The sequence below is a fragment of the Arthrobacter sp. NamB2 genome, assembly GCF_005281365.1.
Taxonomy (GTDB): domain Bacteria; phylum Actinomycetota; class Actinomycetes; order Actinomycetales; family Micrococcaceae; genus Arthrobacter_D.
The window spans coordinates 462,801-487,726 of sequence record NZ_SZWI01000003.1 but is presented as its reverse complement, the minus strand read 5'-3'; the positions used below and the strand labels follow the sequence as shown (position 1 = coordinate 487,726).

The following is a 24,926-nucleotide window of genomic DNA, read 5'->3' as shown; positions in this document are numbered from 1 at the left end:
CGTGGGCTCGTTCCTGCCTCCCTCGGACACTGCCGCGCGGCCGGGGCCGGTAGGGTCGAATCATGAATAGCCTGTTCTCCCACCAACCCGCCGCGAACGGCGACCCGCAGCAGCGGCCTGACCTTCACGCCACGGTGGTCGTTCCGGCCCCGGGCGAGCACGCGTGGGCCGGCCTGACGGAGCACCTCCACCTCTGGTGGCCGGCGGACGAGCTGAGTCGTTGGGGAGCTGACAGTTTCTTCGACCTCGGGGACAACGCGTTGGTCGAGACGTCTGCTGAGGATGACGAGAACGTGTGGGGTGAGGTGGTGGACGGCCAGCCCGGGAAGTGGCTCGAGTTGAGGTGGAATCATGTCGGTTCCGCGTCGACGACAACGGTTGTCCGGCTGGAGATGGAAGAGGCCGACCACAGCTCTGCCGACACGGCAGCTGTCGCCGCAGGGGCCGACGGGGCGCCGAGTCCGGCGGGTACCGCCCTGACACTCCATCACTCGGGCTGGATGACATCGGACCCCGAGGACGTGTACGGCTTCTACAGGCAGTTCTGGCCGGACGCCCTGAGCCGCTACCGACGGTTCATGGGGGCATCGTGATCGACCCGGATGCTCTCGGTGAACTCGAGCTCGCCCTTCCGGGAAGGGTCTCGACGACCGCGGAGGACCTCACACTCTACTCCCGGGACCAGGGGCCAGTTCTGCACCCTGTCATGCCCGGTGCCGTGATTCGTGCCCGGAGCGTCGGCGACGTGCAGGCAGTCCTTCGATGGGCTACGCGGAATGCGGTACCCGTGGTGAGCCGTGGAGCCGGATCAGGGGTATCGGGCGGTGCGCACGCCACGGCGGGGAGCGTCATCCTGTCGCTCGAGCTCATGAACACGATCCTGGCGATCAACCCCGATGACGAGACCGCCGTCGTCGAAGCGGGTGTCGTCAATGCGGATCTGAACGATGCCGTCGCGGTGCACGGGCTGATGTACGCCCCCGACCCGGCGAGCTACCGTTGGTCCACGATCGGCGGGAACGTCGCGACGAACGCGGGAGGCCTGCGGTGCGCCAAGTACGGTGTCACACGCGATTCCGTTCTCGCGCTCGACGTCGTCCTGGCCGACGGCACCCTGGTCTCCACCGGCCACCGCACCTTCAAGGGCGTCGCGGGGTACGACCTGACAGCACTGATGACCGGCTCCGAAGGGACCCTCGGTGTCATCGTCGGCGTCACGGTGCGTCTGCGCTACCTGCCCGTCGCGGTGCACACCCTCGCCGCGTTCTTCGACGACTTCACCCAGGCGGCCGCCGGCGTCCTCGCGATCGGCCGAGCCCGGGTGCAGCCGTCGATCCTGGAGCTGCTCGACGGCCGCACCCTGGAGGCGCTGGACGTCGCCCACGGCTCGGATCTGCGCAGGCGCGGTGGGTCTCTGCTCCTCGTTCGGACGGACGGCTACGGTGCTGCTGCCGAGGCGGAAGCCATCCGGGCGGTGCTGGCAGGTCTCGGTGCTCACGTCAGTGACGCGGGCTCGGAGGAAGCGGATCGGCTCGTGGACCTGCGGCGACACAGTCGTGGCGACGAGGTCGACGACCTGTACAGGGTGGGGGAGGACGTCGCCGTGCCGAAGTCCCAACTCGTGCACTATGTGGCTGCTCTCGAAGCCATGGCCCGGCATCACCGGGTCAACCTGAAGGTCGTCGCGCATGCCGGTGACGGCAACCTCCACCCGACGTTCTGGGTCGAGCGACACGAGGGAGAACGCTCGCAGGAGCGGTTGGAGGAAGCGCTGGACGAGTCGGTGCGGTGCGCGCTCGACCTCGGGGGCACCATCACCGGGGAGCACGGCGTAGGACAGTACAAGCGCCGCTGGCTTCCCTGGGAGCAGTCCGGCGAGATCCTCTCCCTGCAGGCCCGCATCAAGCAGGTCTTCGACCCGCTGGGCATCCTCAACCCCGGAAAAGCCATCGTCGCCTGATCGTTGCTCCCCGGCTCCCGGCCAGCGCAGCCACCCGATGATAATGTTCAGGAAATTGCCGGTAGTACCCGGCTCTCTCCACTACCTTCCTCGGGGGCACCATGTCTGACAATAATCCGGGGTCGCAGGGCAACTCGCCCTACGGCCAGCAGAACCAGCCGCAGTACGGGCAGAACCAGCCCCAGTACGGGCAGAATCAGCCGTCCTACGGGCAGAACCAGCCGTCCTACGGACAGCAGACCCCCCCACCCTACGGGCAGCAGGGCCAGTACGGCTCCGGAGCGGGCAACTACCCCGGCCAGCAGGGGTACCAGGGCCAGCCCACGGAGAACCCCGGCAGGACGCTCGGGATCGTCGGACTCGTGCTTGCCATCCTGATCGCCCCGGTGGGTCTGATCATCAGCATCGTCGCTCTCGTGAAGTCGCGAAAAGCCAAGATGGGCAACGGTCTCGCCCTTGCCGGCATCATCATCGGCGCGCTCCTGACGATCCTCTGGACGGTGCTGATCATCGTGATCGCCAGCTTCGCCGCGGACATCGCCCAGCAGGTCATCCAGGCGTGCGAGGGCCTGCCCACAGGCACACCGGTGACGGTGCAGGGCCAGCCCGTCGAGTGCCCGTAGCGTAGTCCCCACGCGGACACCTCATGACAGAGGCCCGGCAGCGTTGCTGCCGGGCCTCTGTCTCGAGCTAGTCGTCGCCGAAATCGGAGTCCTCGTCGATGCCGATCGTCCTGGAGTCAGCCGTCAGCATGATCTCGGCCTCATCGCGCCGGTGCCGTAGCTCGTCGTCCAGGTAGGACTGCACCGCTTCGGCCATGGGTACGTTCCGGTCCTCACGCTCGGACATGTACCAGCGGTGCTCCAGCACCTCGTGGACGACCTCCGCCGGTTCGAGCTTGCCGCCCAGTTCCCGTGGCACGGCACGGACGATGGGCTCGAACACCTCGTTCACCCAGAGGTGTGCGCTGAACTCCTCGTCCAGATCCGGGTTGTTGTCCGCTCGGTAGGCGTCCATGTCGTTGAGGAGCCTCCGGGCCTGGTTCTCCTGGGCATCCAGCCCGGTCAGGCGGAGGAGCCGGCGGCTGTGGTGTCCGGCGTCGACGACCTTCGGCTGCAGCTGGATCTGCGTGCCGTTGGCGGCCGTCTTGATCGCGTACTCCTCGACGTCGAAGCCGAGCTCGTTCAGGCGGCGGATGCGCGCTCCCACGCGCCAGCGTTCACCGAGCTCGAAGGACTCCTTCTCGGTCAGCTCGCTCCACAGGCGGCGGTAGCTGTCCATGATGAGCTCGCTCGTCGCCAGCGGGTCCACCTTCTCCTCGATGAGACCGCCCTCGGCCAGGTCCATCAGTTCGCCGGCAATGTTCACCCGGGCGATCTCGAGGTCGTATTCCCGCTGGCCTGTCGACAGCTCGGGGTACAGCTCGCCCGTCTCGGCATCGACGAGGTAGGCGGCGAAGGAGCCGGCATCGCGCCGGAACAGGGTGTTCGACAGCGAGACGTCGCCCCAGTAGAAGCCGATGAGGTGCAGGCGCACGAGGAGCAGGGCCTGGGCGTCGATGAGCCGGGTCAGCGTGTCGCGGCGAAGGGTCTGCGAGAACAGGGCCCGGTAGGGCAGGGAGAACTTGAGGTGGCGGGTCACGAGGACCGGGTCCAGCTCCTCGCCCTCGGGGGTGGTGCGGCCGGAGATGACCGCGACGGGCTCGACGCAGGGCACGTCCAGGCGCTGCAGCTTCCGGAGCATGTGGTACTCGTGGCGGGCGATGTGCTCGCTGGTCTCCTTGACGGCGATCACCGACCCACCGAGGTGCGCGAAGCGCACGATGTGCCGTGAGATGCCCCGGGGAAGAGCGGCCAGCGCGCTGGCCGGCCACTGCTCCAAGGCGACATGCCACGGCAGGTCGAGCAGTTCGGGGTCGGTCGCCGCGGCGGTGATGTTCAGGGACCCGAGACTGGGGGCCTCCGAGGACGCGGGCCGCACCCGCGGCAGCTTGCCGGCCTGGTCGTAATCTGTCGGCTCGTCATGCCATTGGGCATTCGAGGTCTCGGTCATGGTGATGCCTTCGTGTCAGGGCGGAAAAGGGGCCTGCATCAAGCGTAGTTGCCGTTAAACGGAGCGGTGGCGTCCGCCGGGCGTCCAGGGGATGCCCGGCGGAGCCACCGCCGTCGTCGTACGTAGTGCGCTGTCCGCGTAGGTACTAGACCGTCTCTGCCAGGCGGAGGCCGGTCGTGGTGTCGAACAGGTGCACGTGGCCCTGCTCGGGACGCACGTACACGCTGTCACCCTTCATCGGAGGGCGGCGGCCGTCGACGCGTACGACCATGTCGTGGTCCTTGCCGTCGAGCGTGGTGTGGCCGTAGATGTAGGCATCCGCCCCGAGTTCCTCGACGACGTCGACCTCGACCTGCAGGCCCTCGCCGGTGGCCGCGAGGACCAGGTCCTCGGGCCGGACACCCAGCGTGACGGTGTTGCCCGCGGCAGCGTCGAGGACGTTTCCGGGGACCGGGTAGACGATGCCGCCGAAGAGGACGCCGCCGTCCGTGACGGGCAGTTCCAGGAGATTCATCGCGGGGGAGCCGATGAAGCCCGCCACGAAGACGTTCTTGGGGCGCTCGTAGAGGTTACGCGGGGTGTCGACCTGCTGGAGGATGCCGTCCTTGAGGACTGCCACACGGTCACCCATGGTCATGGCCTCGACCTGGTCGTGGGTGACGTAGACGGTGGTGACGCCGAGGCGGCGGGTCAGCGAGGCGATCTGGGTGCGGGTCTGCACGCGGAGCTTCGCGTCCAGGTTCGATAGCGGCTCATCCATGAGAAAGACCTGCGGGTTACGCACGATCGCGCGACCCATGGCGACACGCTGGCGCTGGCCGCCGGAGAGCGCCTTCGGCTTACGGTCCAGGTAGTCCTCGAGGTCGAGGAGCTTGGCTGCTTCACGGACACGCTCCGCGCGCTCCTCCTTGGAGACGCCGGCGATCTTGAGCGCGAAGCCCATGTTGTCGGCGACCGACATGTGCGGGTAGAGCGCGTAGTTCTGGAAGACCATCGCGATATCGCGATCCTTCGGGGGAACATCGGTGACGTCGCGGTCACCGATGAGGATGCGCCCTGAGTTGACGTCCTCGAGGCCCGCGAGCATGCGCAGGGAGGTGGACTTTCCGCAACCGGAGGGTCCGACGAGGACGAGGAATTCGCCGTCGGCGATGTCGATGTTGAGTTTGTCGACTGCGGGCTTCTCGGTGCCCGGGTACAGGCGCGTGGCCTGGTCAAACGTTACCGTTGCCATGGTTTTGGTTCCTTTTCACGGGCAGGTACGTGCCCGACGATCCGTAGTGAATGGAAGAGTATTCAGTTGTCGTGCGCGACCCGCCAGCAGTACCGGTGACGTTGGTCACGCCTCCGTAGTATTGCACGTTCCCTAGCTGCGCGCACCTGACGAGCGCAGGGCAACCAGTTCCCGGAGAACCTCACCGAAGTCCTCGGGCGTGGAAACCGTGAAGGAAGCCGCTGTCTCCCCGGGGCCGATCCTGATCCCGACGTCGTCCGCTCCGAGGGTCCGCAGGGCATGTTCGTCCGTGACGTCGTCGCCCGCGAAGAGGACCGCCGTCGCGCCCGTCGCCTCGCGCAGCAGGGCCAGGCCCTGCCCCTTGTCCGCCTTCACCACGGACACTTCGAGCACTCGTTTGCCGTCCGTCACGCCGAGGCCCTCGAGCCCGGCGAGTTCCGCGCGGGCCTGCGCGACAGCGGCGTCGGCCACGGCATCGCTCGCCGTCCTGGTGTGCAGGACGACGCCGGCGGGCTTGAACTCGATGAGCGTCCCCTCATGCACATCGACCGTGCGCTGCACCACCTCCGTGGCGCGGGCGAGGAGGTCCGCCTGCTCCGGGGTCAGGGTCAGGGGCGCGCCGTCGGGTCCGGTCCATGTCTCGGCGCCATGGCTTCCGATCAGCATGGTCCGCTCAGGAGGATCCGCGACAGCGCGCAGGCTGCCGAGGGCGCGTCCGGAGATAAGTGCCGTCGTCGTGTCCGGGAGATCCGTGAGGGCCCGAAGAGCGGACGCGGACTCCGGAAGGGCGCGCGCGTCCTCGGCGCGCTCGACCAGGGGAGCGAGGGTTCCGTCGAAATCGAGCGCGACGAGCAGCCGCGGAGTCGATGAGAGCCTGCGCAGCGCTGCGTGCAGGGCAGGATCAAGCGCCACTGTCGGGACTCCCCGCATGGAGTGCGTTCAGGAACGCCTGCGACCACCGTTCGACGTCGTTGTGCACGACCTGCCGCCGCATCAGCCTCATGCGCCGCATGGCTTCCGCCTTCGGCATGGAGATGGCGGACACGATGGCACTCTTCAGGCCGTCGATGTCGTGCGGGTTGACGAGGATCGCCTGCCGCAGGGTGTCTGCCGCACCCGCGAACTCGCTGAGGACGAGCATGCCCGTGTTGGCGGTGCGGGCTGCCACGTATTCCTTCGCCACGAGGTTCATGCCGTCGCGCAGTGCCGTGACCAGCATGACGTCCGCCGCGAGGTACAGCGCCACCATCTCCTCCACCGGATAGCTGTGGTGGAGGTAGCGGATGGCCGTGTTCTTCATGGTGTCGTGCGTGCCGTTGATACGCCCGACGGCACCCTCGATGTCCTCGCGCAGGAGGCGGTACTGCTCGACCCGCTCCCGGCTGGGGCTCGCCACCTGGATGAGGGCGGCGTCCTCCACGGTGATCGCGCCGTCCTCGAGCAGTTCGCCGTAGGCCTTCAGCCGGTGCCCGATGCCCTTGGTGTAGTCGAGGCGGTCGACACCGAGCAGGATGTGCTGCGGATCGCCGAGCTCGCGGCGGATCTCCCTGGAGCGTTCGATGACGTCGGGACGCTGCGCGAGCGCCGTGATCGACGCGGTATCGATCGAGATGGGGAAAGCCTCCGCACGGGAGACGTAGCCCGGAGCGCCGTCCTCGCCCGCCGGCACCTGCACCTGCTGGGCCTTGATCGTGTAGCCCTTGAAGCGGCGCACGCAGCGGAGGAAGTTGCTGGCATCACTCGGGCGCTGGAAACCGATGAGGTCGGCGCCGAGGAGGCCCTCGATGACCTGCCGGCGCCAGGGGAGCTGTGCGTAGATCTCGAGCGGAGGGAAGGGGATGTGGTTGAAGAACCCGATCTTCAGGTCCGGGCGGGCTTCGCGCAGCATCTTCGGCACGAGCTGCAGTTGGTAGTCCTGCACCCAGACCGTTGCTCCCTCGGATGCCACGGACGCCGTCGCCTGGGCGAACCGCTCGTTGACCCTGCGGTAGGAGTCCCACCAGGTGCGGTGGAACTCCGGGGAAGCGATGACGTCGTGGTAGAGCGGCCAGAGCGTCGCGTTCGAGAAGCCCTCGTAGTACAGCTCCACCTCCTCCTCGCTGAGCGGGACCGGGACGAGGCGCATGTTCGCCTCGTCGAAAGGCTCGAGGGTCTCATCCGGGGCGCCGTGCCATCCGACCCAGGCGCCGTCGGCCTTCGCCATCACCGGGGCCAGTGCGGTGACGAGCCCGCCCGGCGACCGCCGCCAGGAGCTCTCGCCGTGCTCGTCGACGACGCGGTCCACCGCCAGCCGATTGGAGACGACGATGAAGTCGAAGTTCCCGAACGCGCCGTCCGCGGAGAACGACGGCTTGACGCCCGGTGTGGTCGAAGGTTGTGCTGCGCTCAAAACTGGCTCCATCGCAGTAGGTCGGTCTGGGAACGACTCTATCGGGTGATACCTAGGGCAGCGCGGCACGCGGTGTCCCAGGAACCTCGGAGCGGCCGTCGATAAACTGGCACTCCAGCTCAGCCGACGAAGAGGACCGATGGCGCCCGCACCCGCACGCAAGCCGACCAAAGCCGAACGCACAGCAGCAGCCCGCGAAGAGGAACGGCGTGCACGCGAGGAACAGCAGCAGAAGGAACGCCGCAACGGACTGCTCGCGAAGTGGGGCGTCGTCGCTGCCGCGCTCATCGTCGTGGTGCTCATCGCGGTCGTGGTGATCAACAACGCGCGAGGCCAGGTGGCCGACGCCGGACCGGCTCCACGCGGAGGCAACGAGCAGGGCGGTATCACGCTCGTCTCCGGGACCGAGCTCGCGCCGGTGCAGGCCGGCGAGGTCGACACGTCGACCCTGCCGTCGGAACCTGTGGCGGAAGGATCAGTGCCGGAGGGGATCGGGGCTTCCGGGGACGGTCCGCTGCAGGTCGTCGCATACGTCGATGTCAACTGCGTGCACTGCGCGGACTTCGAGGCCCGGTACTCCGAGCAGATCCGCTCGTGGCTCGACCGCGGTGACATCACCTTCGAGTACCGCACGGTCGCCTACCTCGATCGGAACAGCGCCACCGACTACTCGTCGCGCGGAGCGAATGCGGCCGCGTGCGTCGCCGACACCGCACCCGAGGCCTACTTCGACTTCACCAGCCGCCTGTTCGCCCATTTCGAGCAGGGCGAGCTCGACGACGACGGACTCGTCGCGCTCGCGGGCGAGGCCGGTGCCGCGGGCGTCGCCGCCTGCGTCGAGGACGGCACCTTCCGGCCCTGGGTCAAGTACACGACCGAGGCCGCGCAGTCAGCCGCCGTCGGTGGAACGCCGACGGTGTACGTGGACGGGGACGAGGTCACCGACGCGGTGTCGGACTTCGGGACGGCGGTGGAGGCGGAACTCGACGAGCGCAGCTGATTTCCCGTCGTGCTGGCGCTGGGCTACCCTTATTGAGCGCTCAGCGTCTCCTCGTGCAGCCCTCAGGTTGCTGGTGGACGACGACGGCGTCGGCTGGCGCGGCCAGCACGCCTCCTTAGCTCAGTTGGCCAGAGCACCGCTCTTGTAAAGCGGGGGTCGTCGGTTCGAATCCGACAGGGGGCTCCAACAACCCCTGGTGGGTCGAGCCCTTCGGGTCCCTCGCGGCGTCGCGCCACTCGCAGATTGGCAGTCTGCCGTCCCGATGATCCCGCGTCGATGTACTCATCAAGGGTGCTGTGCCCGGCCTGTCAGCTCCGCTGGTCCGGGCCCTGCGTCTCGACCTGTTCCGCCTCGCGCTCCTCGGTCTCCTCCGCGTTCGTCGTCGGCCCTGGCTCCAGGCCGTCCCGTTCACGCCAGCCGCCCTTGCGGTAGGCGGGCGTCCCCGCCGCCAGGACCAGGAGGGTGAGCGAGACCGCGGCGAGCATCACGCAGACCATGGCCACGGAGTCACCACCGAGGAGTCCCACGAACGGACTGACGATTCCTGCCACTCCTGACTGCAACGACCCGATGACCGCCGCGGCCGTACCCGCCATATGGCCGTAGTTGTGCAGTGCGAGAACCGAGGCGTTCGCGGGAATCATGCCCTGCGTTCCGAGAACGAGCCAGAGCCCGGCGACCAAGCCCACGATGCCGCCGAAGCCGGTCAGGGCGATGGCGAGGAGGATCAGTGCGCAAACCATTTGCACGATCACCGCGATCCTGAGGACGCGAATGGGGGCTGCGCGTCGCACCAGGGCGGCGTTGAGCTGCGCGGAACCGACGATCGCGGCCCCGTTGAGAGCGAACACGGCCGCGAACTGGCCCTGGCTGAGCCCGTACTCGTTCTGGAAGACGAAGGGTGAGCCCACGACGTAGCTCATGATGACGGCGAGGCCGAGACCGGGAATCACCGCGAGGGCCATGAAGTGCCGATCCTTGAAGAGCGCCAGGTAGCTGCCCGCGACCCGGCGGGGGTTGCCCGGGCGCCTCTGCTCCTGCGGCAGCGATTCGGGCATGAAGCGCCACACGATGACGACCAGGGCCAGCCCGATGAAGGCGAGGGCGTAGAACACCGCCCTCCAGTGCCAGGCGCCCGCGATCGCCTGTCCGATGGTCGGCGCGAACAGCGGCGCGACCCCGATAACGAGCATCAGGCGGGACAGCAGCCTCGCCGCGTCGGAACCGACGAAGCGGTCGCGGATGACGGCGATGGACACCACCGCCGCTGCGGCGTTGAAGAACCCCTGGCAGACGCGGAGTCCGATCAGGGTGTCGATGCCCGGTGTGATCGAGCAGAGGATCGAGGTCACGACGTGCAGCGAGATGCCGATGAGGAGGGGTAACCGCCTGCCGAACCTGTCGGAGAACGGGCCGATGACCAGCTGGCCGACCCCGGCGCCGATCAGCATCCCCGACATCGTGAACTGCGCTGCCGCCTGGGTTGCCTTCAGGTCCTCGGCCACCGCGGGCAGGGACGGAAGGTACATGTCCGTGGTGATCGCGGGCAGCGCGGCGAGTGCTCCCAGCATCAGGATCCACTTGATGCTCGAACGCTTGGTCGGGGCGGTCCTGTCGGCGGTCCTCGTTGTACTCACACTGAAACCCTAGGCAGATCGTTGACTCACCGAACAGGCGCAGCGGGAAGCCGTTCCGCCGTGCCGGACTTCTGGACACGGGGCCTGCTCGGGGCTAGCGCGGAGGGATCCGGTGCAGCTGGACCTCCAGGTCGCCGGCTGCGATGACCCCTGTCATGTAGGTGCAGAAGGGTTGGCGCCGACGATCGGTGGGCGATCCAGGGTTCAGGAGTCGCAAGCCGGTGGCGGTCCGGGTGTCCCAGGGGATATGGCTGTGACCGAACACGAGGACGTCGGTGTCGGGGTAGAGCGAAGCCATGCGGGCCTCTCGCCCGGTCGCCTGGCCTGTCTCGTGCACGACGGCGAGGCGTACGCCGTCGAGGTCCACCCGCGCGACGAGCGGCAGGCGCGCCCGGAGATCTGCGCCGTCGTTGTTGCCGTAGCAGGCGACGAGGCGGCCGGCCGCGGCTTCGAGCCGATCGAGAAGTGGCGTCTCGGTCCAGTCCCCGGCGTGCACGACGACGTCCGAGGCCTCGATCGCGGCCCACACTTCTCCGGGAAGTTCCTTCGCGCGCTTCGGGAGGTGGGTGTCTGCGAGGACAGTCAGCGTGAGGGGCATGGAGCCATTGTCCGACGTGCCCTGGGACCCGTGACAAGTGGATAGCTCTGTGCCATGCTTCATAAGCACGCTTACTAACGGGTGTTCCACGCCACGCCACGAGGAGGCAGCCATGAAGATCGACAAGTCGCAGATCATCGACCTGCTGAAAAGCCAGGGCAAGCACGACCACGCCGACCAGGCACAGTCGGAACTTCCTGATCAGGTGGACCCTGAGCAGCACGCGGACCTGCTTGCGAAGTTCGGTATCAACCCGAGGGACTTGCTCGGCAAGCTCCCCGGTCTCGGCGGTTTCGGCCTGTAGCTGGGCCCGCGCCTCGCCCATCAACAACTGAGGAGTCAGCAATGGATACAGGTCAAGTGGTGTGGATCGTCGTCGGGATCGTGGTCCTCCTGGCCGTCATCGCCGTCATCGCGTTCCTGGCCCGGAAGCGTGGCGCCGTGCAGCGCAAGCGCAAGGAGGAACAGGACCGCCAGCACGCCGCGGAGATGCGTGAGAAGGCGAAGAACACGGAACTGGAGGCGCGCGAGCGCGAGGCCAAGGCGACCATGGCGGAGGCCGAGGCGCAGCGCGCCGAGGTTGAAGCCGAGCGCCTCCGCCAGCAGGCCCAGGAGCGGCAGACCGACGCCCAGGGCCTGCGTGAGAAGGTGACGCATCACACCGAGGCGGCCGACAGGCTGGATCCGGACGTCACAACCGACAAGGACCGGCGCGGGAACCACTGACCTCCTCGCGCACCGGAAGGTATCAGGATGAATCGGGCGACGACGGTGGTCATCACGGGCGCCTCGAGCGGGATCGGACGGGCCACGGCGCGGTTGTTCGCGGAGGATGGCGCGCAGCTCGTCCTGGCCGGACGGGATGAGGAGACGCTCGAGGTCGTCGCGGCGGAGTGCCGCGACCGGGGCGGGGTCGTCATCGCCGTGCCGACGGACGTCGGTTCCGAGCCCGACGTCGACGCGCTGGCACGGGCGGCCCTCGAGCGGTTCGGGCGGATCGACGTCTGGGTGGGCAATGCCTCCCTCTACAGTATCGGCACCTTCGAGCAAACGCCGTCCGAGGTCTTCGACAGGCTCATCGAGGTCAACCTGCTCGGTCAGGTGTACGGGGCTCGAGCGGCCCTCCGTGTGTTCCGGCGGCAAGGCGGGGGAGTCCTCGTCTCGATCGCCTCCGTGTACTCCAGGATCACCTCGCCGCTTGTGAGCCCTTACGTCACCAGCAAGTTCGGACTTCTCGGTTTCCTCGAGGTGCTGCGGATGGAGTTGCGCGATGCCCCGGGCATCCATGTCTGCGCGGTCCTTCCCGCAACCGTCGACACCCCCATCCATCAGCACGCCGCGAACTACACGGGCCGGCCCGTCCGCCCGCTGCCGCCGGTCGTCGATCCGGTCCGGGTGGCGCGCGCGATCGTCCGCGTGTCCCGGAAGCCCCGCCGGCTCACTCAGGTGGGCCGCGTCCAGTCGGCGTTCGTCTACGCGCGGGCGTTCGCGCCGTTGGTGTACGAAACCGTGGTGCCGACGCTCTACCGCGCCGTGGCACTCAGGAAGGGATCGATGCCACCGGCTCCGGGGAACGTATTCGACACGGACCGGAAGCTCACGGGTGTCACCGGCGGATGGCGCCTGCTGCCCTGGCTCCGGCGCCTGCCGGGACGGTGAGGGAACCCGCGACCGTGCCGCGTCGACAGCATCGGCCCGCGCCACTGTCAATGTGACGGACACGATAACGGGCGCTCGCTCGGCCCACGAGGCGTCCGTCCATAGTTGGAGTATGGATCAGTGGCAGGGCCTTCTGGCGCAGTGCGCCCGGAGTATGGGGTTCGACCGCGGGCGGAACCGCGCCGGGTATGCGCTCGCGGGCGTGGGCATTTTCTGGGCGGTAGGGTTGCTGGGCGGCCTGCGGATCCTGCACCTTGCCACGTCGCCGATGGCGATCCTCGTCCTGCTCTACGTGATGCTCGCCGTCGTCGCGCTGTCGCTGGTGGTCGCCGCGGCCGCCGTCGCCCAGCTCGGTCGGCAGGCAGCAGAAAGGCGCCGGCGCTAGGCGCCGACGCCCTCCCTTCTGGGTGCAGTGGCTACCGGGTCACGACGACGTGCTCGTTGGGCACGCAGTGCGTCATCGTGAGACCTTCCACGTCGCGAGGCCCGTTGCTTCCGAGGTTCTTCAGGCGGGCGAGCTCGTCCTCGGACAGGGTCTGGCTCGCGAGGGGTGGAAGATCCTTCACCTCGGCCAGGCCGATCTTGAGGCCTTCGCCGACGCGTGCTCCCAGTTCATCGTCGACCATGTAGAAGTGCCACACCATGCGTTCCTGCACTGCGCGGGCAGCCTGGCCGATCAGCGTGACGAAGTTGCCGACGAGGTCGTCCTTCTCCCACTGCTCCAGCAGCTGGTACCGCTGGCCTGCCTGCAGGTAGTCCTGCGTGAGGGGGATGCGCTTGCGCGTCAGGCGTCCGTGGATTTCCGGGCCCTGCTCGTCATGGGTCGGGTACTGGCCCTCACGGAGGCCCCCGGTGATGGATGGCTCGTAGTTGACGTGCGGGTTCTGGCCTGGCGCCAGGTCCGTGCCGTAGGACATCTGGCCGCCGCGCTGGTTCGTGTGCACGGGCGCGTTCTTGGCCGAGTTCACGGGCAGCTGCAGGTAGTTCGGGCCCACGCGGTACCGCTGGGTGTCGCTGTAGCTGAACGTCCTGCCCACCAGCATCTTGTCGTCCGAGAAGTCGAGCCCGTCGACGAGGACGCCCGTCCCGAATGAGATCTGCTCGTTCTCGTTGTGGTGGTCGGTCACGTTCCGATTGAGCGTCATGGTGCCCACGAGCTTCGGTTCGAAGTCCTGCTCGGGCCAGGTCTTGGTGTCGTCGAGCGGATCGAAGTCCAGTTCCGGGTGGTCGCGGTCCTCCATCAACTGCACGTAGAGATCCCACTTCGGGAAGTCGCCACGGTCAATGGCCTCGTAGAGGTCCTTCGACGCATGGCCGAGGTCGGTCGCCTGGATGTCGGCGGCGTCCTCCTCGGTGAGGCTCTTCACGCCCTGGTGGGGTTGCCAGGTGTACTTGACCAGCTTGGTCTCGCCGTCGGCATTGACCCACTTGTACGTGTTGACGCCGAACCCCTGCATGTGCCGGTAATCGGCAGGGATGCCGCGCGGGCTGAACAGGTTCACCAGCATGTGCATTGACTCCGGGGTCTGCGACATGAAGTCGAAGATGCGGGCCGGCTCCTGCCGGAAGGTGATGGGGTCCGGCTTGAGGGAGTGGATGACGTCGGGGAACTTGATGGCGTCGCGGATGAAGAAGACAGCGAGGTTGTTCCCCACGAGGTCCCAGTTGCCGTCCTCGGTGTAGAACTTCACGGCGAAGCCCCGGGGGTCGCGGCTCGCCTCGGACGAGTCCCTTCCGCCGATGACGGTCGAGAAGCGGATGGCGACGTCGGTCTTCTTGCCCGGCTCGGAGAACAACTTCGCGCGCGTGTAACGGGCGATGGGCTCGTCACCCCACATGCCGGTCGCCTCGAAATCGCCGTACGCCACGAAACCGCGCGCGTGCACCACACGCTCGGGGATGCGTTCCCTGTCGAAATGGCTGATCTTCTCGAGGAACTGGTAGTTCTCCAGCGTGGCCGGGCCGCGGGCACCGACGGTCCGTGAGTTCTGGTTATCATAGACCTGGTGGCCCTGGCGATTGGTCAGGACGGCGCGGTCATCATCCTCGGCAGGCGGCTGGCTGGCGACATCGGTCATGGATTTCTCCTCACAGGGGGCTTCGGGCTTCGGGAGCATCGGGGCAGCGCGATCACCCCGCTCCCGCATTCGACGCTACCCAAGGCGCAGGTGGACAGCAACCTTAGTAATCGCTGATCACGTCCACGAATACGGGGTTGGCGTAGAACCAGGTGTCCAGCCACGGATTCGCCTCGGTGGTCCCGCTGCCGTGGCGCTGAGGGCCCATCGGATCGACCGCGGCGCCGTAGTAGCCTGCTCCCGTGCGGTTTCCATCGCTGCCGCGGACGCGCAGGTAGAAGGAGTGCTCGACGTCCCTGAAGACGTGGCTCACGGTGACAGGGCCGGAAGCGCCGGAGACATCGAACTGACGAACCACGCGCGTTCCGGGAGCACGGAGGGTGTCCCTGTCCACAGCCGGCCCCGTGATCGGCCCGCTGATGAGGTCGGCGTGGGCCGCTCGCGGGAGGATCCCTGCGGCGTTGTGATACTGCGTGGGCGACAGTGTGATCGACACTTCGACGTCGGTCCCCCTGCGGACACCGAGCCGGGACCCGAGGGTGACGCCGTTGGATCCCTTGCCCGGCTTCCCGTTCTTCTTCGCTTCACGAACGCGGACCTCGAGGCCGGCGAGCAGATGGCCGTGATCCACCCACATGCGACCCCTGCATCGCGTCGAGGATCCCGGTGTAACCGGCCTCGGTGACCCCGGTGTGCAGTCGGCTGAATTGTCCCGGCCAGAAGTCGCTGCCTCCCTGAGGTATGCCGGTCTCCACGGATCGGGTCGCCGCCCTTCGACGCTCCACCGGTCGAACTCGCTCGGCAGGCTCAGGTAGGGCTCGCGGTCGGGGTAGGGACCGGTGCGCAGGGTGTCCTTCACGGTCAGGTGGTTGTCGGAATTGGAGGTGATCCAGAACGGGAGTCCTTCGGCCAGGAGGGAGTCCCATACGCCACCGACCGTCGCCGTCGCCCAGTCGAAGCCGCCGTACGGCCGGTAGGCATCCGCCGGGTATCCCTGGAAGCTGTACTGGCTCGGCGCGTTGACGTACTCTCCCCGTTGATCGCCCGGCGCGGTGCTCTGGCTGATGCCGCTTCCCTGGGCCCCGGGAGCTCCCTCCATGCCGATCATGACGTCTCGAGCGGCATCCCGCCAGGCGCAGATCTCGTGCGGCGCGTCGATGCCGAGCCTCAGGGGGTGGTTCGCCAGCACGACGACGTCGTCCACGTAGCCCGTGCGCCGCTGCTCGGCTAGCCACGCGATGGCCTCCACGGCTTTCCGCTCCGCGGCCTGTTCCTCGACCGAGCCGGGCGCCGGTTTTTCCCACCGGTTCAGCTTGCCGTCCCATACCAGTTCGAAAGTCCGCAGCAGATCCGCCTCGTGGGTCCCGGCGCGACGAGCACGGAAGCGTGTTCCGCAGCCGGGATGTACCACTCGAGCCCCTGGAAGATCAGCAGATCCGGATGCAGCGATCGTTGCTCGCGGATCTCCCGGTTGGAGGTGACCACGCCGCCGTTGTTTTCGCATGGCCGAAGTTCGCGTGTTCGGTGAATGCCAGCCAGTCAACGCCGTACTTCCGTGCGTGGTCGAGCTGCTGCGCGATGCGGTACTTGGCGTCGTGGCTGTACTGCGTGTGCACGTGGTGATCACCGACGAGCCAGCTGAGCTGCGGATCGTTCTTCCCGACCGGGCCCTTGCCCGGCGCAGCCGCTACCGGCGTCGTCGCCAGTGCTGTTCCTGCGCCCGATCCCGCGAGGACCGCAGCCGAACGCAGGATGGCACGCCTGTTCCAGCCGATCGTCGCCAGCTCACGATCGGCAGCTTCCGCAGCCTGCTGTGCGTCGAGGGGTTGTGGCGCGGACGTGGACGGTTGATCGGTGCGCATCGGGTACCTTGCCTGGAGGGGACGGGATACCGAGCGTAGGCAGGGACGGTGTCGGCGGCGTGAACCGCAAGCGAACACGGAGCGCCCTGCAGCGCGTGCGCCGACGCGGGAGGGCTGCAGAAGGGGGACGGCCGCCGGTGTACCAGCCGTGCACGACGACCACGAAGGCTACGGCTTCCTCGAAGCCGGCCTCGATCGAGGCGGGCCTGGATCGAAGCCGGCCCCCTGCCGGCGCAGCGCACCGAGCAGGGGGCCGATACCCCTCCGCTATCACCGAAGATCCTGTCGACACGACACGCCGGGATATTGTCGACCACATCGGCTGCGGGGCTCCCCGCCGACTAGACCGCTGCGGGGACCGCAGGTCCGGTGGGCCACCGCAGGAGGGCCGCGATGGGCTTCTCCTCGAGTGCCCCCGACGGGTACATGGTGACCTGCGCGTCGGTGAGGGCCGCCGCGCGGAGCAGGGCCGCCACGGCCGGGACCTCGCCGAGGACGCCTGCGCCGGCGGTCTCGGCCTCCGACGTCGCGACCCACGGGGCGGCGTCGAGCGCCAGGAGCGTCTCGCCGTCCCACGCCGTGGTCTCCAGGAGCAGCGATTCCACCTGCGCCTGCTGCAGGGCGGTGATGACGGCACCCCGACCGACGGCTGACGTCCGGGTGCCCTGGCCCTCCTTCTCCGCCAGGCGTTCCAGCAGTGCATGCTGCCGGTCGGCCATGGTGCGTGCCACGAGCTGCTGCACCTGCTCGAGGAACATCTCCTCGTCCGCTCCGTCGGCGCGCGTGTTGCTCTCGATGATGCCGAGCTTGGCCCGGGACTCCTGCGACACCTCGTCCGCTACGAGCTGCCGCGCGCGGATGTCTCCCGCTACGACGATGAGCTGGGCATCGTGCTCGGCCGAGATGCGGTCGATCTCGGAGGCCACCTCGCGCGAGTTCATCTTCCACACCTTCTCGGCATGCTGCTGCATGCGCTTGTGCGCCCAGCCGCCGCTGCCGAGCTTGCGGGTGTGGTCGGTGTCCCCCTCGACGACGGAATCAGCCTCGCCGTCGGTGACGTGCTTCTCGTCACCGTTCGCGTAGCGCAGGTAGACCTCGCCGCCGTGGTGCCCCACCTCGGCAACGATGTAGGCGAAGTCCTCGGGTGTGTGCCGGACCAGCGGCGTCAGATCGGGGATGGGACCGGTTGCTGTCACCGCGAGCCCCACCAGGTTCCCCGGCAGGAACTCGTTGACCACGGCCTCGCCGTTGTTGATGAGGAGGAAGCGTGTCACGGGATCGGGCAGCCCTTTGGCGGTCATACCGAGTGCGGCGACCGCGGCCTCGACGTCCTGCTCGGGAGCGCCCGCGTCCTTCATCTCCTGGGCCACGGACCGGGGGAGGATCTCGTCGTTGGCCAGCCCGTCCACCGTGCCGGTGCTGCCTTCGACATAGATCGTGGTCCACGGGCCGGGCAGTTCGAACAGCTGGGCATGGTCTTTGAGTACGTGCGTCACGAAGATCCCCTGTCGGATAGGTGGTGTGATTTCCGGCACGGCGGGCCGTGCCGGAAATGCTAAGGACACTTATGGTCTATCATCCGAGGCACGTGACTGAGAAGGAGGGGATCGTCGGTTGGAGGTCTTGAAAAAGGCTCGGCGGTCGTGGGCGGCGGCGGGTAGCGTGGGGTCATGCTCACAGTTCCCGAGAATTTCCCGCCCCGGTACATCAGCTTCCTCGAGGCCCAGGACGAAGGCTTCGCCGAGACGGTGCTGATGGTGATGAAGCAGTCGATGGCCGAGGGTAAGTACGGTATCCTGGTCAGCAGTCATGCGCTGGACCGGCAGGCCGAACTGTCCCAGGAGGTCCCGTTCGGCGAGGTCGTCGAAGGAACGCGCTGACTCGCGCGGACCGAAGCGGCCGCCTCTGAACAAGGAAAGCAGAAGCGGACAAGGACTACGGAAGCGGACCAGGACTACAGAAGCGCCGGCCCGTCGGGTCCGGCGCTTCTGGCGTTCGTTGCAGGTTAACGTCGTTCTCCGGTTGCTGCCGGGTGGGGACAGACGTCAGGTGCCGTCGCTGTACTGGTCCTCGGAGTCCGCGCCCTCGGCCGGGTCCTCGGGGTGGACCCTGATGTCCTCCGGGTTGGCGTCGGTATCCCCTTCGGCGGGTGCTTCGTTGTGGGTGCGGTCGTCGTCACCGGGGTTGTCTGACATGCGCTCGTCCTTTCGGTTGCAGGGAAAGTAAGCTCCCTTACTGTCAGTCTACGGACCGTAGCCCGGGAGCGTAACCTCCGCAACCTTTCCCGTGACGGAGGGTCGCCGGCATGCCTAGGATCGAGGTATGGAGACCTTTACTAGCGCGCTCGCCGGCCGCGAGTCGAACCGGCTGCCGAACCACCGATCCCGGTTGGTCGCGCGCGCGGTCCTGGTCGGACTGGCTTCACTCGGGCTGGGGGTGGTGGCGCACGTGGCAGGCGGAGGGGCGCTGCCGAGCATGCCCATCCTGCTCGGCCTGGCCGCGCTCGCCGTCCTGGGGTCGGCCATCGCGGCGCAGGCACACCTTCCACTGTGGGGGACGATGCTGCTCCTCGGCGTGACCCAGCAGGCGCTGCACTGGATCTTCGGTGGACTGGGTGGGGCGTCGTCCTCCTTGACGGGCGGTTCCGGCCATCATACGGAGCAGGTGCCTGTCGGCGGGGCCGTTTCCAGCGGGGGGCACTCGCCGGAGGCCATGCTGATGCTCCACGCCCATCTCGGAGCCGCGCTCCTGATCGGTTGGTCCGCTACCCGCTACCCGCGGATCGCGGACTGGGTCTCACGAAGGCGCGGGAACCGGGTGCAGGAACAGGAAGGCGCCCCCATCGACTGATGCGGGCGCCTGACGAGCTGGGCCGACCGACTCGTCCGCCGGGCCGTTCGGTCAGCCTCTGCCTCAGTTGCTGCTGACCGAACCGTCGTAGAACGGGTAGTCGATGTAGCCCTCGGGCCCGGTGGAGTAGAACGTCGCCGGGTTCGGTTCGTTCTCCGGCAGGTTCTCGCGCCAGCGCCGGGCGAGGTCGGGGTTGGCGATGGCCGGACGCCCGACGACGACTGCATCCCCCACACCGTCCTCGAGGATGGCGATGGCCTCCTCGCGGTTCGTGATGACACCGAAGCCGCTGTTGATGAGGAACGGTCCGCCGAACCGGGTCCGGAGGTCCTGGACGAGCTCGCCCGTCGGATCGGCGTGCAGGATGCTCAGGTAGGCGAGGTTCAGTGGTGCGAGAGCGTCGACGAGCGCGCCGTAGGTCGCGTGGACGTCTGCACCCTCTGTCTCGAGGGCGTCCTGGATGTTGTGGGCGGGCGAGATGCGCAGGCCCACCTTCTCCGCGCCGACCTCGGCAGCGACAGCGGTCACGAGCTCGATGACGAACCGGGCTCGCTTCTCGGGGGTTCCGCCGTAGGCGTCGTCGCGCTGGTTCGATTCGGGCGAGAGGAACTCGTGCAGCAGGTAGCCGTTGGCACCGTGCAGTTCGACGCCGTCGAATCCGGCGACGTCGATCGCCTTGCGCGACGCCGTGACGAACTCGTCGATGATTCCCGGAAGCTCCTGGGTGGTCAGCGCATGCGGTACCGGGTAGGGCTGCTTGCCCGTGCTGGTCCGCGTGGTGCCGGTGATGGCGATGGCGCTGGGGGCCACGACCTCGTAGCCGCCGTTCGTGTCCGGATGTGTCACGCGCCCTGCGTGCATGACCTGCGCGACGATGCGCCCGCCGTCGGCATGAACGGCGTCCGTGACCCGCTTCCAGCCCGCGAGCTGGTCGTCCTCGACGAGGCCGGGCTGGCCGGGGAAACCCTGACCGGCGTGGCTCGGGTAGGTGCCCTCGCTGACGATCAGACCGAGGGATGCTCGCTGGCGGTAGTGCTCGACGACGATGTCACCGGGGATGCCCGCGTCACCCGAGCGGACGCGCGTGAGGGGTGCCATCACCACGCGGTTGGGGATCTCGATGGTGCCGAGTGTCAGGGGGGAGAACAATTTCATGGGTCCTGCTTTCCGAATCGGAGTCCTGAGGGCGGTAACAGGGCATTCCCGAGTGGTATTCCGGAAGTGGCCCTCGTCACGGAGCTCACGACGGAGCGGCGGGGTGGTGGTCCCGGGGGCGGTGGAGTGCCACACTGACCATGGTCCGCGGTTTGGCGGGGCGACGAAGGGCAGGGGAGCGCGGCTATGGGCGGGATCCGGATGAAGACCGCACCGGCGCGATGGGTCCTGCTGGCGACCGTCCTGGGTTCGGGCCTCGCGGGCATCGACGCGACCGTCGTCAACATCGCACTGCCGACAATCGGCGGGGACCTCGACGCCGACTTCGCAGCCCTCCAGTGGATGGTCACCGGCTACACGCTGACCCTCGCGTCCTTCATCCTGCTGGGCGGATCCCTGGGGGACCGCTACGGCAGGCGACGCATCTTCGTCCTGGGCGTGATCTGGTTCGCGGTCGCATCCCTGCTCTGCGGGCTCGCTCCCGACGCCGGACTGCTCATCGCCGCGCGCGCTCTTCAGGGAGTAGGCGGCGCCCTCCTGACTCCGGGCAGCCTCGCCATCATCCAGGCCACCTTCTCCGGCGAGGACCGCGCCCGTGCCATCGGTGCCTGGTCGGGACTGGGCGGCGTCGCGACGGCCATCGGTCCGTTCCTCGGTGGCTGGATCGTGGAGAGCGTCTCCTGGCGCTGGATCTTCCTCATCAACGTACCCATCGCCGCCGTCGTCGTCTGGATCGCCGCGCGGCACGTGCCGGAGACGCACGATGCCGAGGCGACCGGCAGGCTCGACGTCGGGGGAGCGGTGCTGGGCGCGCTGGCGCTCGGCGGCACCACGTATGCGCTGATCGAGGCTCCGGCCCGTGGAGCCGGCTCGCCCGCAGTACTCGCCTCCGGCATCCTCGGAATCACGGCGGCCATGGCCTTCCTCCTCGTCGAGTGGCGCACCGGGCACCCCATGCTGCCACTGCGGATCTTCGGCAACCGGCAGTTCAGCGCGGCGAACGCGGTCACCTTCCTCATCTATGCGGTGTTCGGCGGCATCTTCTTCCTCCTGGTCGTCCACCTGCAGGTCGTGGGAGGCTTCAGTCCGGTGGCATCGGGAGTCGCGATGCTTCCGATCACCGCACTCATGCTCGTCCTCTCGCCGCGCGCGGGTGCTCTGAGTGCTCGAATCGGCCCGAAGATCCCGATGACCGCCGGACCGTTGGTGTGCGCCCTGGCGCTGGTGCTCATGCTGCGGATCGGCCCGGCGGCGTCCTACCTGCTCGACGTGCTGCCCGCGGTGGTCGTCCTCGGGCTGGGGCTGTCCCTGCTCGTGGCGCCCCTGACCTCGACCGCACTGTCCTCGGTGCCCGAGCACCAGGCGGGCCTGGCGTCCGGGGTGAACAACGCCGTCGCGCGTGCTGCAGGCCTGATCGCCATCGCGGTTCTACCGGCCGCCGTGGGGCTCAGCGGTGACGCCTACAGCGACGCGGTGCAGTTCGAGGCGGGTTTCGACACGGCGTGCGTCATCGGGGCCGTCGTACTCGTGCTCGGGGGACTCCTCGCTGCGCTCACCATCCGCACGCCGACACTTCCGGTGGGCGCGGCGCGTGCTCAGTCCGTGCATCCGGCGCATTGCGCGATCGACGGCCCTCCGGCCGCGACCGCCGCTGTGCGCGGCCGCCGCCCGGCGGGGACGATGCGGGGCGACCACCGCTCGTCATGACGTGCGCGCGGCGGACCGACAGCGGAATCGGGACGGCAGGTTCGGGACGGCAGGTTCGGGACGGCAGGTTCGGGACGGCAGGTTCGGGACGGCAGGTTCGGGACGGCGGGGGCGGGACACCGGGGCGGGCGCGCTGTCAGCGTCCCTCGACGGGGCCCGGACGCAGCGAAGCCCCGAGCACTGCTCGGGGCTCCTCCGGTGCGCGCGCTGCGCGCTACTTGATGTCCTGCTCGTCCATCGCGTTCAGCGGCGAACCGCCGCGGTTGGCGGGATCGTCGCTCGCATCGACGTCGTCGTCCTCCATCATGCCGAAATCGACGTCCGCAGCAGCCTCGCCGAGCGTGGGCTCCTCGGGCGGATACTGCTCTTCGCCGTGCTCGAAGCGGGCCTCGGCGGTCTCCTGGCGAAGGGTCTGATCGCTGAGGTAGCCCTCCTCGCCGATTTCGGAGACGCCGTTCTCGTCGAAGTCGTTCTCGTCGTCGCCGCTTTCCTCGACGCCCGGCTCGTCCTGCAGGAGGGGGTCCTCCTGCCAGCGATCCGGATTCTCCTCGGCCGCGCCCTCGTAGGAGTCCGGCTGGCCCTCGAGGACCGGGTCGAAGGCCTCTGGCGCCAACGAGTCGTTCGGCACGTCGGGCTCCTCGCCCACGATGGTCAGTTCCTCATCGGGAAGGTTCTCGGTCATCTTCTCTGCCTTTCGTCGGTGCTGTGCATCCTTCGATCATCAGCCTACTGATGAATCGGTCCGGGCGACAGTTCGGCCTCCGCGCTGACCGCATCGGCTCCGCTAGGCGTGATCGCGCCAGGTGTGCCGGGGCTCGTAGCCCAGGAGGCGCCGGGCCTTGTCGATCGAGAGGAGGGTCTCGTGCTCACCGACCTCCCGCGTGACGTCGACGCCGGGGAACACCTCGGCCGCCAGGTCCGCACTCGTCCGGCCCATGACGGTGTCCGCTGCGGCGATGATGAAACGGTCGAAGCCGGAAGCAGCGTTCTCCAGAGCCTTCTGCACCGCCTGGGCGCCGTCACGACCATCGATGTACCCCCACAGGTTCCACTTCCGGGCCGTGGCGTCGGTGTCGAAGGAGGGGAACTCCGCGTAATCCTCCGGGTCCATCACGTTCGAGAACCGGAGCGCCGTGATGCTCAGCTCCGGATCCCAGCGCGCGAGCTCGATGGCCAGCTGTTCCTCGAGGTGCTTGACCAGTGAATACGTGCTCTCGGGCCGGGCCGGGTAGTCCTCGTCAACCGGGAGGTACGGGGGAGGCGTGTCGAACGGCAGCCCGAGGACGGTCTCGCTCGACGCGTAGACGATGCGCTTGATCCCTGCCCGGCGGCACGCCTGGAAGACGTTGTACGTGGCCGTCATGTTGTTGTGGAAGGTCGCGACGTCGGCCTGCAGCCCAGGGGCGGGGATGGCACCGAGGTGCACGACGGCGTCGAACCCGGCATGCCGGTCGTCCACCCCGAGCAGGGCATCGACCACCTGCCCGTAGTCGCGGAGATCGATCCGCAGGAATCCCGGGCTGCGCTCGCCGTACTGGTCGAGTTCGAGGACGGTGTGATCGGCCTCCCGCAGGCCGCGGACGACGCTGCGCCCCAGCTTGCCGCTCGAACCGGTGACGGCGACGTTCAGCGATGTCGTCGGGGACGCCATCAGACCGGGCGCGTTTCGGGGGAGACGGTCTTCGCTACGTCGGTCTCGGCAAGGTCACCGATCGCGTCGTCGATCGCCTTCAGGACATCGTCCTCGAGCTTCACGCCGGCTGCGACGGCGTTCGACTCCACCTGCTCGGGCCGCGAGGCCCCGATGATCGCCGAGGCGACGTTCTTGTTCTGCAGCACCCAGGCGATCGCCAGCTGCGCCAGCGTGAGGCCTACTCCGTCCGCGATGGGAGCGAGCTTCTGGACGCCGGTGAGGACCTCGTCGCCCATCCAGCGCTTGATCATGTCCGCACCGCCCTTGTCGTCCGAGGCGCGCGTCCCCTGCTCGGGCTGCTGGCCAGGCTTGTACTTGCCGGTCAGCACGCCCTGTGCGACGGGGGACCAGACGATCTGCGACAGTCCGAGCTCTTCCGAGGTGGGTACGACCTCACCTTCGATGACCCGCCACAGCATCGAGTACTGGGGTTGGTTGGAGATCAGCTGGAAACCGAGCTCCTTCGAGAGGGCGTGGCCGTCGCGGATCTGCTGGGCGGTCCATTCGCTGACTCCGATGTACAGGGCCTTCCCCTGGCGCACGATGTCCGCGAAGGCCTGCATCGTCTCCTCGAGCGGAGTCTCGTAGTCGTACCGGTGGGCCTGGTACAGGTCGACGTAATCGGTCTGGAGGCGCTGCAGGGAGCCGTCGATCGACTCCATGATGTGCTTGCGCGAGAGCCCGACGTCGTTGTGGCCCTTGGGGCCCGTGGCCCCCCAGACCTTGGTGAAGATCTCGAGCGACTGGCGGCGCTCGCCCTTCAGAGCCTCACCGAGGACGGTCTCTGCCGCGGTGTTCGCGTACACATCCGCTGTGTCGAACGTGGTGATCCCGACGTCGAGCGCCGCGCGCACGCACTGGGTGGCGACGTCGTTCTCCACCTGGGAGCCGTGCGTCAGCCAGTTGCCGTAGGTGATCTCCGAGATCTTGAAGCCGCTGTTTCCGAGGTATCTGAAGTCCATGATCCTGATGCTAACCACCCTGATCGGACGAGTACAGGGCGCTCGGTTCACCGGGGCAACCTTTGCGTCATGGTGCCGGGTGGGGCATCG

26 protein-coding genes and 1 tRNA gene are annotated in these 24,926 nt (G+C 67.9%); 12 read left to right on the top strand and 15 right to left on the bottom strand.

From position 1 onward, the window contains the following. Window positions 1-62 precede the first annotated feature (62 nt). From FDK12_RS08720 to FDK12_RS08710, 3 genes are all read left to right on the top strand, one after another. A complete protein-coding gene (locus FDK12_RS08720; RefSeq protein ID WP_137369194.1) occupies window positions 63-593 on the top strand; it encodes a hypothetical protein in 531 nt (176 codons plus the stop codon). Next, the gene (locus tag FDK12_RS08715; protein WP_223263181.1) at window positions 590-1,960 is read left to right on the top strand and encodes an FAD-binding oxidoreductase; all 1,371 of its coding nucleotides are present in this window, start codon (window positions 590-592) and stop codon (window positions 1,958-1,960) included. The genes FDK12_RS08720 and FDK12_RS08715 overlap by 4 nt, the downstream gene beginning before the upstream one ends. 101 nt (window positions 1,961-2,061) lie before the next feature. After that, window positions 2,062-2,583, top strand: a complete 522-nt coding sequence (locus FDK12_RS08710; RefSeq protein ID WP_137369193.1) for a DUF4190 domain-containing protein — start codon at window positions 2,062-2,064, stop codon at window positions 2,581-2,583. A gap of 67 nt (window positions 2,584-2,650) precedes the next feature. Here the strand turns inward: FDK12_RS08710 and FDK12_RS08705 are convergent, their stop codons facing one another. The 4 genes from FDK12_RS08705 to FDK12_RS08690 all read right to left on the bottom strand — a co-directional run bounded on the left by FDK12_RS08705 (window position 2,651) and on the right by FDK12_RS08690 (window position 7,647). Further along, a complete protein-coding gene (locus tag FDK12_RS08705) occupies window positions 2,651-4,012 on the bottom strand; it encodes a DUF4032 domain-containing protein (protein WP_104117024.1) in 1,362 nt (453 codons plus the stop codon). A 145-nt stretch (window positions 4,013-4,157) separates the two neighbouring features. Further along, on the bottom strand, window positions 4,158-5,246 hold the full coding sequence (locus FDK12_RS08700; RefSeq protein WP_137369192.1) for an ABC transporter ATP-binding protein: 1,089 nt from the start codon (window positions 5,244-5,246) through the stop codon (window positions 4,158-4,160). Between the two features lie 132 nt (window positions 5,247-5,378). Beyond that, window positions 5,379-6,176, bottom strand: coding sequence for a trehalose-phosphatase (gene otsB / locus FDK12_RS08695; RefSeq protein ID WP_137369191.1), 798 nt, complete (start codon window positions 6,174-6,176; stop codon window positions 5,379-5,381). After that, complete coding sequence (locus tag FDK12_RS08690; RefSeq protein WP_137369190.1) at window positions 6,148-7,647, bottom strand: trehalose-6-phosphate synthase; 1,500 nt, start codon at window positions 7,645-7,647, stop codon at window positions 6,148-6,150. Before FDK12_RS08690 ends, otsB begins: the two co-directional genes overlap by 29 nt. 127 nt (window positions 7,648-7,774) lie before the next feature. Here FDK12_RS08690 and FDK12_RS08685 point away from each other — a divergent pair, with 127 nt between their 5' ends. Both FDK12_RS08685 and FDK12_RS08680 read left to right on the top strand, forming a co-directional pair. Next, window positions 7,775-8,635 carry a DsbA family protein gene (locus FDK12_RS08685; protein WP_137369189.1) on the top strand — a complete coding sequence of 287 codons (861 nt, stop codon included), beginning with the start codon at window positions 7,775-7,777 and terminating at the stop codon, window positions 8,633-8,635. Window positions 8,636-8,744: 109 nt separating this feature from the next. Beyond that, a tRNA-Thr gene (locus FDK12_RS08680) sits at window positions 8,745-8,821 on the top strand. A gap of 122 nt (window positions 8,822-8,943) precedes the next feature. Here FDK12_RS08680 and FDK12_RS08675 read toward each other — a convergent pair. Both FDK12_RS08675 and FDK12_RS08670 read right to left on the bottom strand, forming a co-directional pair. Continuing rightward, a complete protein-coding gene (locus tag FDK12_RS08675; RefSeq protein WP_223263179.1) occupies window positions 8,944-10,272 on the bottom strand; it encodes a multidrug effflux MFS transporter in 1,329 nt (442 codons plus the stop codon). A 94-nt stretch (window positions 10,273-10,366) separates the two neighbouring features. Further along, entirely contained in the window at window positions 10,367-10,870 is a 504-nt protein-coding gene (locus FDK12_RS08670) for a metallophosphoesterase family protein (protein WP_137369188.1), read from the bottom strand. A gap of 112 nt (window positions 10,871-10,982) precedes the next feature. Between FDK12_RS08670 and FDK12_RS08665 the strand changes: the two genes are divergently transcribed. From FDK12_RS08665 to FDK12_RS08650, 4 genes are all read left to right on the top strand, one after another. After that, window positions 10,983-11,174, top strand: a complete 192-nt coding sequence (locus FDK12_RS08665; RefSeq protein ID WP_104117018.1) for a hypothetical protein — start codon at window positions 10,983-10,985, stop codon at window positions 11,172-11,174. A 41-nt stretch (window positions 11,175-11,215) separates the two neighbouring features. Further along, window positions 11,216-11,596 carry a hypothetical protein gene (locus tag FDK12_RS08660; protein WP_137369187.1) on the top strand — a complete coding sequence of 127 codons (381 nt, stop codon included), beginning with the start codon at window positions 11,216-11,218 and terminating at the stop codon, window positions 11,594-11,596. A 27-nt stretch (window positions 11,597-11,623) separates the two neighbouring features. Next, window positions 11,624-12,529, top strand: a complete 906-nt coding sequence (locus FDK12_RS08655) for an SDR family NAD(P)-dependent oxidoreductase (protein ID WP_137369186.1) — start codon at window positions 11,624-11,626, stop codon at window positions 12,527-12,529. Between the two features lie 112 nt (window positions 12,530-12,641). Continuing rightward, the gene (locus FDK12_RS08650; RefSeq protein ID WP_137369185.1) at window positions 12,642-12,914 is read left to right on the top strand and encodes a hypothetical protein; all 273 of its coding nucleotides are present in this window, start codon (window positions 12,642-12,644) and stop codon (window positions 12,912-12,914) included. A 31-nt stretch (window positions 12,915-12,945) separates the two neighbouring features. Here FDK12_RS08650 and FDK12_RS08645 read toward each other — a convergent pair whose 3' ends face one another. The 4 genes from FDK12_RS08645 to FDK12_RS08635 all read right to left on the bottom strand — a co-directional run bounded on the left by FDK12_RS08645 (window position 12,946) and on the right by FDK12_RS08635 (window position 17,965). Next, window positions 12,946-14,607 (bottom strand): catalase, encoded by a 1,662-nt coding sequence (locus FDK12_RS08645; protein WP_137369184.1) that lies wholly within the window; start codon window positions 14,605-14,607, stop codon window positions 12,946-12,948. A 103-nt stretch (window positions 14,608-14,710) separates the two neighbouring features. Then, window positions 14,711-16,018 carry a histidinol-phosphatase gene (locus FDK12_RS08640; RefSeq protein WP_223263178.1) on the bottom strand — a complete coding sequence of 436 codons (1,308 nt, stop codon included), beginning with the start codon at window positions 16,016-16,018 and terminating at the stop codon, window positions 14,711-14,713. Between the two features lie 16 nt (window positions 16,019-16,034). Further along, the gene (locus tag FDK12_RS15235; protein ID WP_223263177.1) at window positions 16,035-16,469 is read right to left on the bottom strand and encodes a PHP domain-containing protein; all 435 of its coding nucleotides are present in this window, start codon (window positions 16,467-16,469) and stop codon (window positions 16,035-16,037) included. A gap of 341 nt (window positions 16,470-16,810) precedes the next feature. Further along, entirely contained in the window at window positions 16,811-17,965 is a 1,155-nt protein-coding gene (locus tag FDK12_RS08635) for a Vms1/Ankzf1 family peptidyl-tRNA hydrolase (RefSeq protein ID WP_137369183.1), read from the bottom strand. A gap of 174 nt (window positions 17,966-18,139) precedes the next feature. Here FDK12_RS08635 and FDK12_RS08630 point away from each other — a divergent pair, with 174 nt between their 5' ends. Next, window positions 18,140-18,349 (top strand): hypothetical protein, encoded by a 210-nt coding sequence (locus FDK12_RS08630; protein WP_087071516.1) that lies wholly within the window; start codon window positions 18,140-18,142, stop codon window positions 18,347-18,349. Window positions 18,350-18,514: 165 nt separating this feature from the next. On the opposite strand, the gene FDK12_RS15060 is transcribed toward FDK12_RS08630, so the two are convergent. Then, window positions 18,515-18,664: a hypothetical protein gene (locus FDK12_RS15060; RefSeq protein WP_189636305.1), complete on the bottom strand. Its 150-nt coding sequence runs from the start codon at window positions 18,662-18,664 to the stop codon at window positions 18,515-18,517. A 127-nt stretch (window positions 18,665-18,791) separates the two neighbouring features. On the opposite strand from FDK12_RS15060, the gene FDK12_RS08625 reads away from it, so the two are divergent. Further along, window positions 18,792-19,319, top strand: coding sequence for a hypothetical protein (locus FDK12_RS08625; protein WP_137369182.1), 528 nt, complete (start codon window positions 18,792-18,794; stop codon window positions 19,317-19,319). Window positions 19,320-19,382: 63 nt separating this feature from the next. Here FDK12_RS08625 and FDK12_RS08620 read toward each other — a convergent pair whose 3' ends face one another. Next, on the bottom strand, window positions 19,383-20,474 hold the full coding sequence (locus FDK12_RS08620; protein ID WP_137369181.1) for an alkene reductase: 1,092 nt from the start codon (window positions 20,472-20,474) through the stop codon (window positions 19,383-19,385). Between the two features lie 201 nt (window positions 20,475-20,675). Between FDK12_RS08620 and FDK12_RS08615 the strand changes: the two genes are divergently transcribed. Beyond that, window positions 20,676-22,181, top strand: coding sequence for an MFS transporter (locus FDK12_RS08615; protein WP_223263176.1), 1,506 nt, complete (start codon window positions 20,676-20,678; stop codon window positions 22,179-22,181). A gap of 214 nt (window positions 22,182-22,395) precedes the next feature. On the opposite strand, the gene FDK12_RS08610 is transcribed toward FDK12_RS08615, so the two are convergent. The 3 genes from FDK12_RS08610 to FDK12_RS08600 form a co-directional block, all read right to left on the bottom strand. Further along, window positions 22,396-22,863: a hypothetical protein gene (locus tag FDK12_RS08610; RefSeq protein WP_137369179.1), complete on the bottom strand. Its 468-nt coding sequence runs from the start codon at window positions 22,861-22,863 to the stop codon at window positions 22,396-22,398. 102 nt (window positions 22,864-22,965) lie between these two features. Then, window positions 22,966-23,811 (bottom strand): NAD-dependent epimerase/dehydratase family protein, encoded by an 846-nt coding sequence (locus tag FDK12_RS08605; RefSeq protein WP_137369227.1) that lies wholly within the window; start codon window positions 23,809-23,811, stop codon window positions 22,966-22,968. Between the two features lie 20 nt (window positions 23,812-23,831). Further along, on the bottom strand, window positions 23,832-24,836 hold the full coding sequence (locus tag FDK12_RS08600; protein ID WP_104117008.1) for an aldo/keto reductase family protein: 1,005 nt from the start codon (window positions 24,834-24,836) through the stop codon (window positions 23,832-23,834). Between the last annotated feature and the right edge of the window lie 90 nt (window positions 24,837-24,926).

Coding starts and splice junctions, on each gene's coding strand:
- FDK12_RS08600 (WP_104117008.1), bottom strand. CDS start 24,836: ATGGACTTCAGATACCTCGGAAACAGCGGCTTCAAGATCTCGGAGATC.
- FDK12_RS08655 (WP_137369186.1), top strand. CDS start 11,624: ATGAATCGGGCGACGACGGTGGTCATCACGGGCGCCTCGAGCGGGATC.
- FDK12_RS08670 (WP_137369188.1), bottom strand. CDS start 10,870: ATGCCCCTCACGCTGACTGTCCTCGCAGACACCCACCTCCCGAAGCGC.
- FDK12_RS08615 (WP_223263176.1), top strand. CDS start 20,676: ATGAAGACCGCACCGGCGCGATGGGTCCTGCTGGCGACCGTCCTGGGT.
- FDK12_RS08630 (WP_087071516.1), top strand. CDS start 18,140: ATGCTCACAGTTCCCGAGAATTTCCCGCCCCGGTACATCAGCTTCCTC.
- FDK12_RS08690 (WP_137369190.1), bottom strand. CDS start 7,647: ATGGAGCCAGTTTTGAGCGCAGCACAACCTTCGACCACACCGGGCGTC.
- FDK12_RS08710 (WP_137369193.1), top strand. CDS start 2,062: ATGTCTGACAATAATCCGGGGTCGCAGGGCAACTCGCCCTACGGCCAG.
- FDK12_RS08705 (WP_104117024.1), bottom strand. CDS start 4,012: ATGACCGAGACCTCGAATGCCCAATGGCATGACGAGCCGACAGATTAC.
- FDK12_RS08620 (WP_137369181.1), bottom strand. CDS start 20,474: ATGAAATTGTTCTCCCCCCTGACACTCGGCACCATCGAGATCCCCAAC.
- FDK12_RS08645 (WP_137369184.1), bottom strand. CDS start 14,607: ATGACCGATGTCGCCAGCCAGCCGCCTGCCGAGGATGATGACCGCGCC.
- FDK12_RS08700 (WP_137369192.1), bottom strand. CDS start 5,246: ATGGCAACGGTAACGTTTGACCAGGCCACGCGCCTGTACCCGGGCACC.
- FDK12_RS08610 (WP_137369179.1), bottom strand. CDS start 22,863: ATGACCGAGAACCTTCCCGATGAGGAACTGACCATCGTGGGCGAGGAG.
- FDK12_RS08720 (WP_137369194.1), top strand. CDS start 63: ATGAATAGCCTGTTCTCCCACCAACCCGCCGCGAACGGCGACCCGCAG.
- FDK12_RS15235 (WP_223263177.1), bottom strand. CDS start 16,469: ATGCGCACCGATCAACCGTCCACGTCCGCGCCACAACCCCTCGACGCA.
- FDK12_RS08650 (WP_137369185.1), top strand. CDS start 12,642: ATGGATCAGTGGCAGGGCCTTCTGGCGCAGTGCGCCCGGAGTATGGGG.
- otsB (WP_137369191.1), bottom strand. CDS start 6,176: ATGCGGGGAGTCCCGACAGTGGCGCTTGATCCTGCCCTGCACGCAGCG.
- FDK12_RS08665 (WP_104117018.1), top strand. CDS start 10,983: ATGAAGATCGACAAGTCGCAGATCATCGACCTGCTGAAAAGCCAGGGC.
- FDK12_RS08685 (WP_137369189.1), top strand. CDS start 7,775: ATGGCGCCCGCACCCGCACGCAAGCCGACCAAAGCCGAACGCACAGCA.
- FDK12_RS08660 (WP_137369187.1), top strand. CDS start 11,216: ATGGATACAGGTCAAGTGGTGTGGATCGTCGTCGGGATCGTGGTCCTC.
- FDK12_RS15060 (WP_189636305.1), bottom strand. CDS start 18,664: ATGTCAGACAACCCCGGTGACGACGACCGCACCCACAACGAAGCACCC.
- FDK12_RS08625 (WP_137369182.1), top strand. CDS start 18,792: ATGGAGACCTTTACTAGCGCGCTCGCCGGCCGCGAGTCGAACCGGCTG.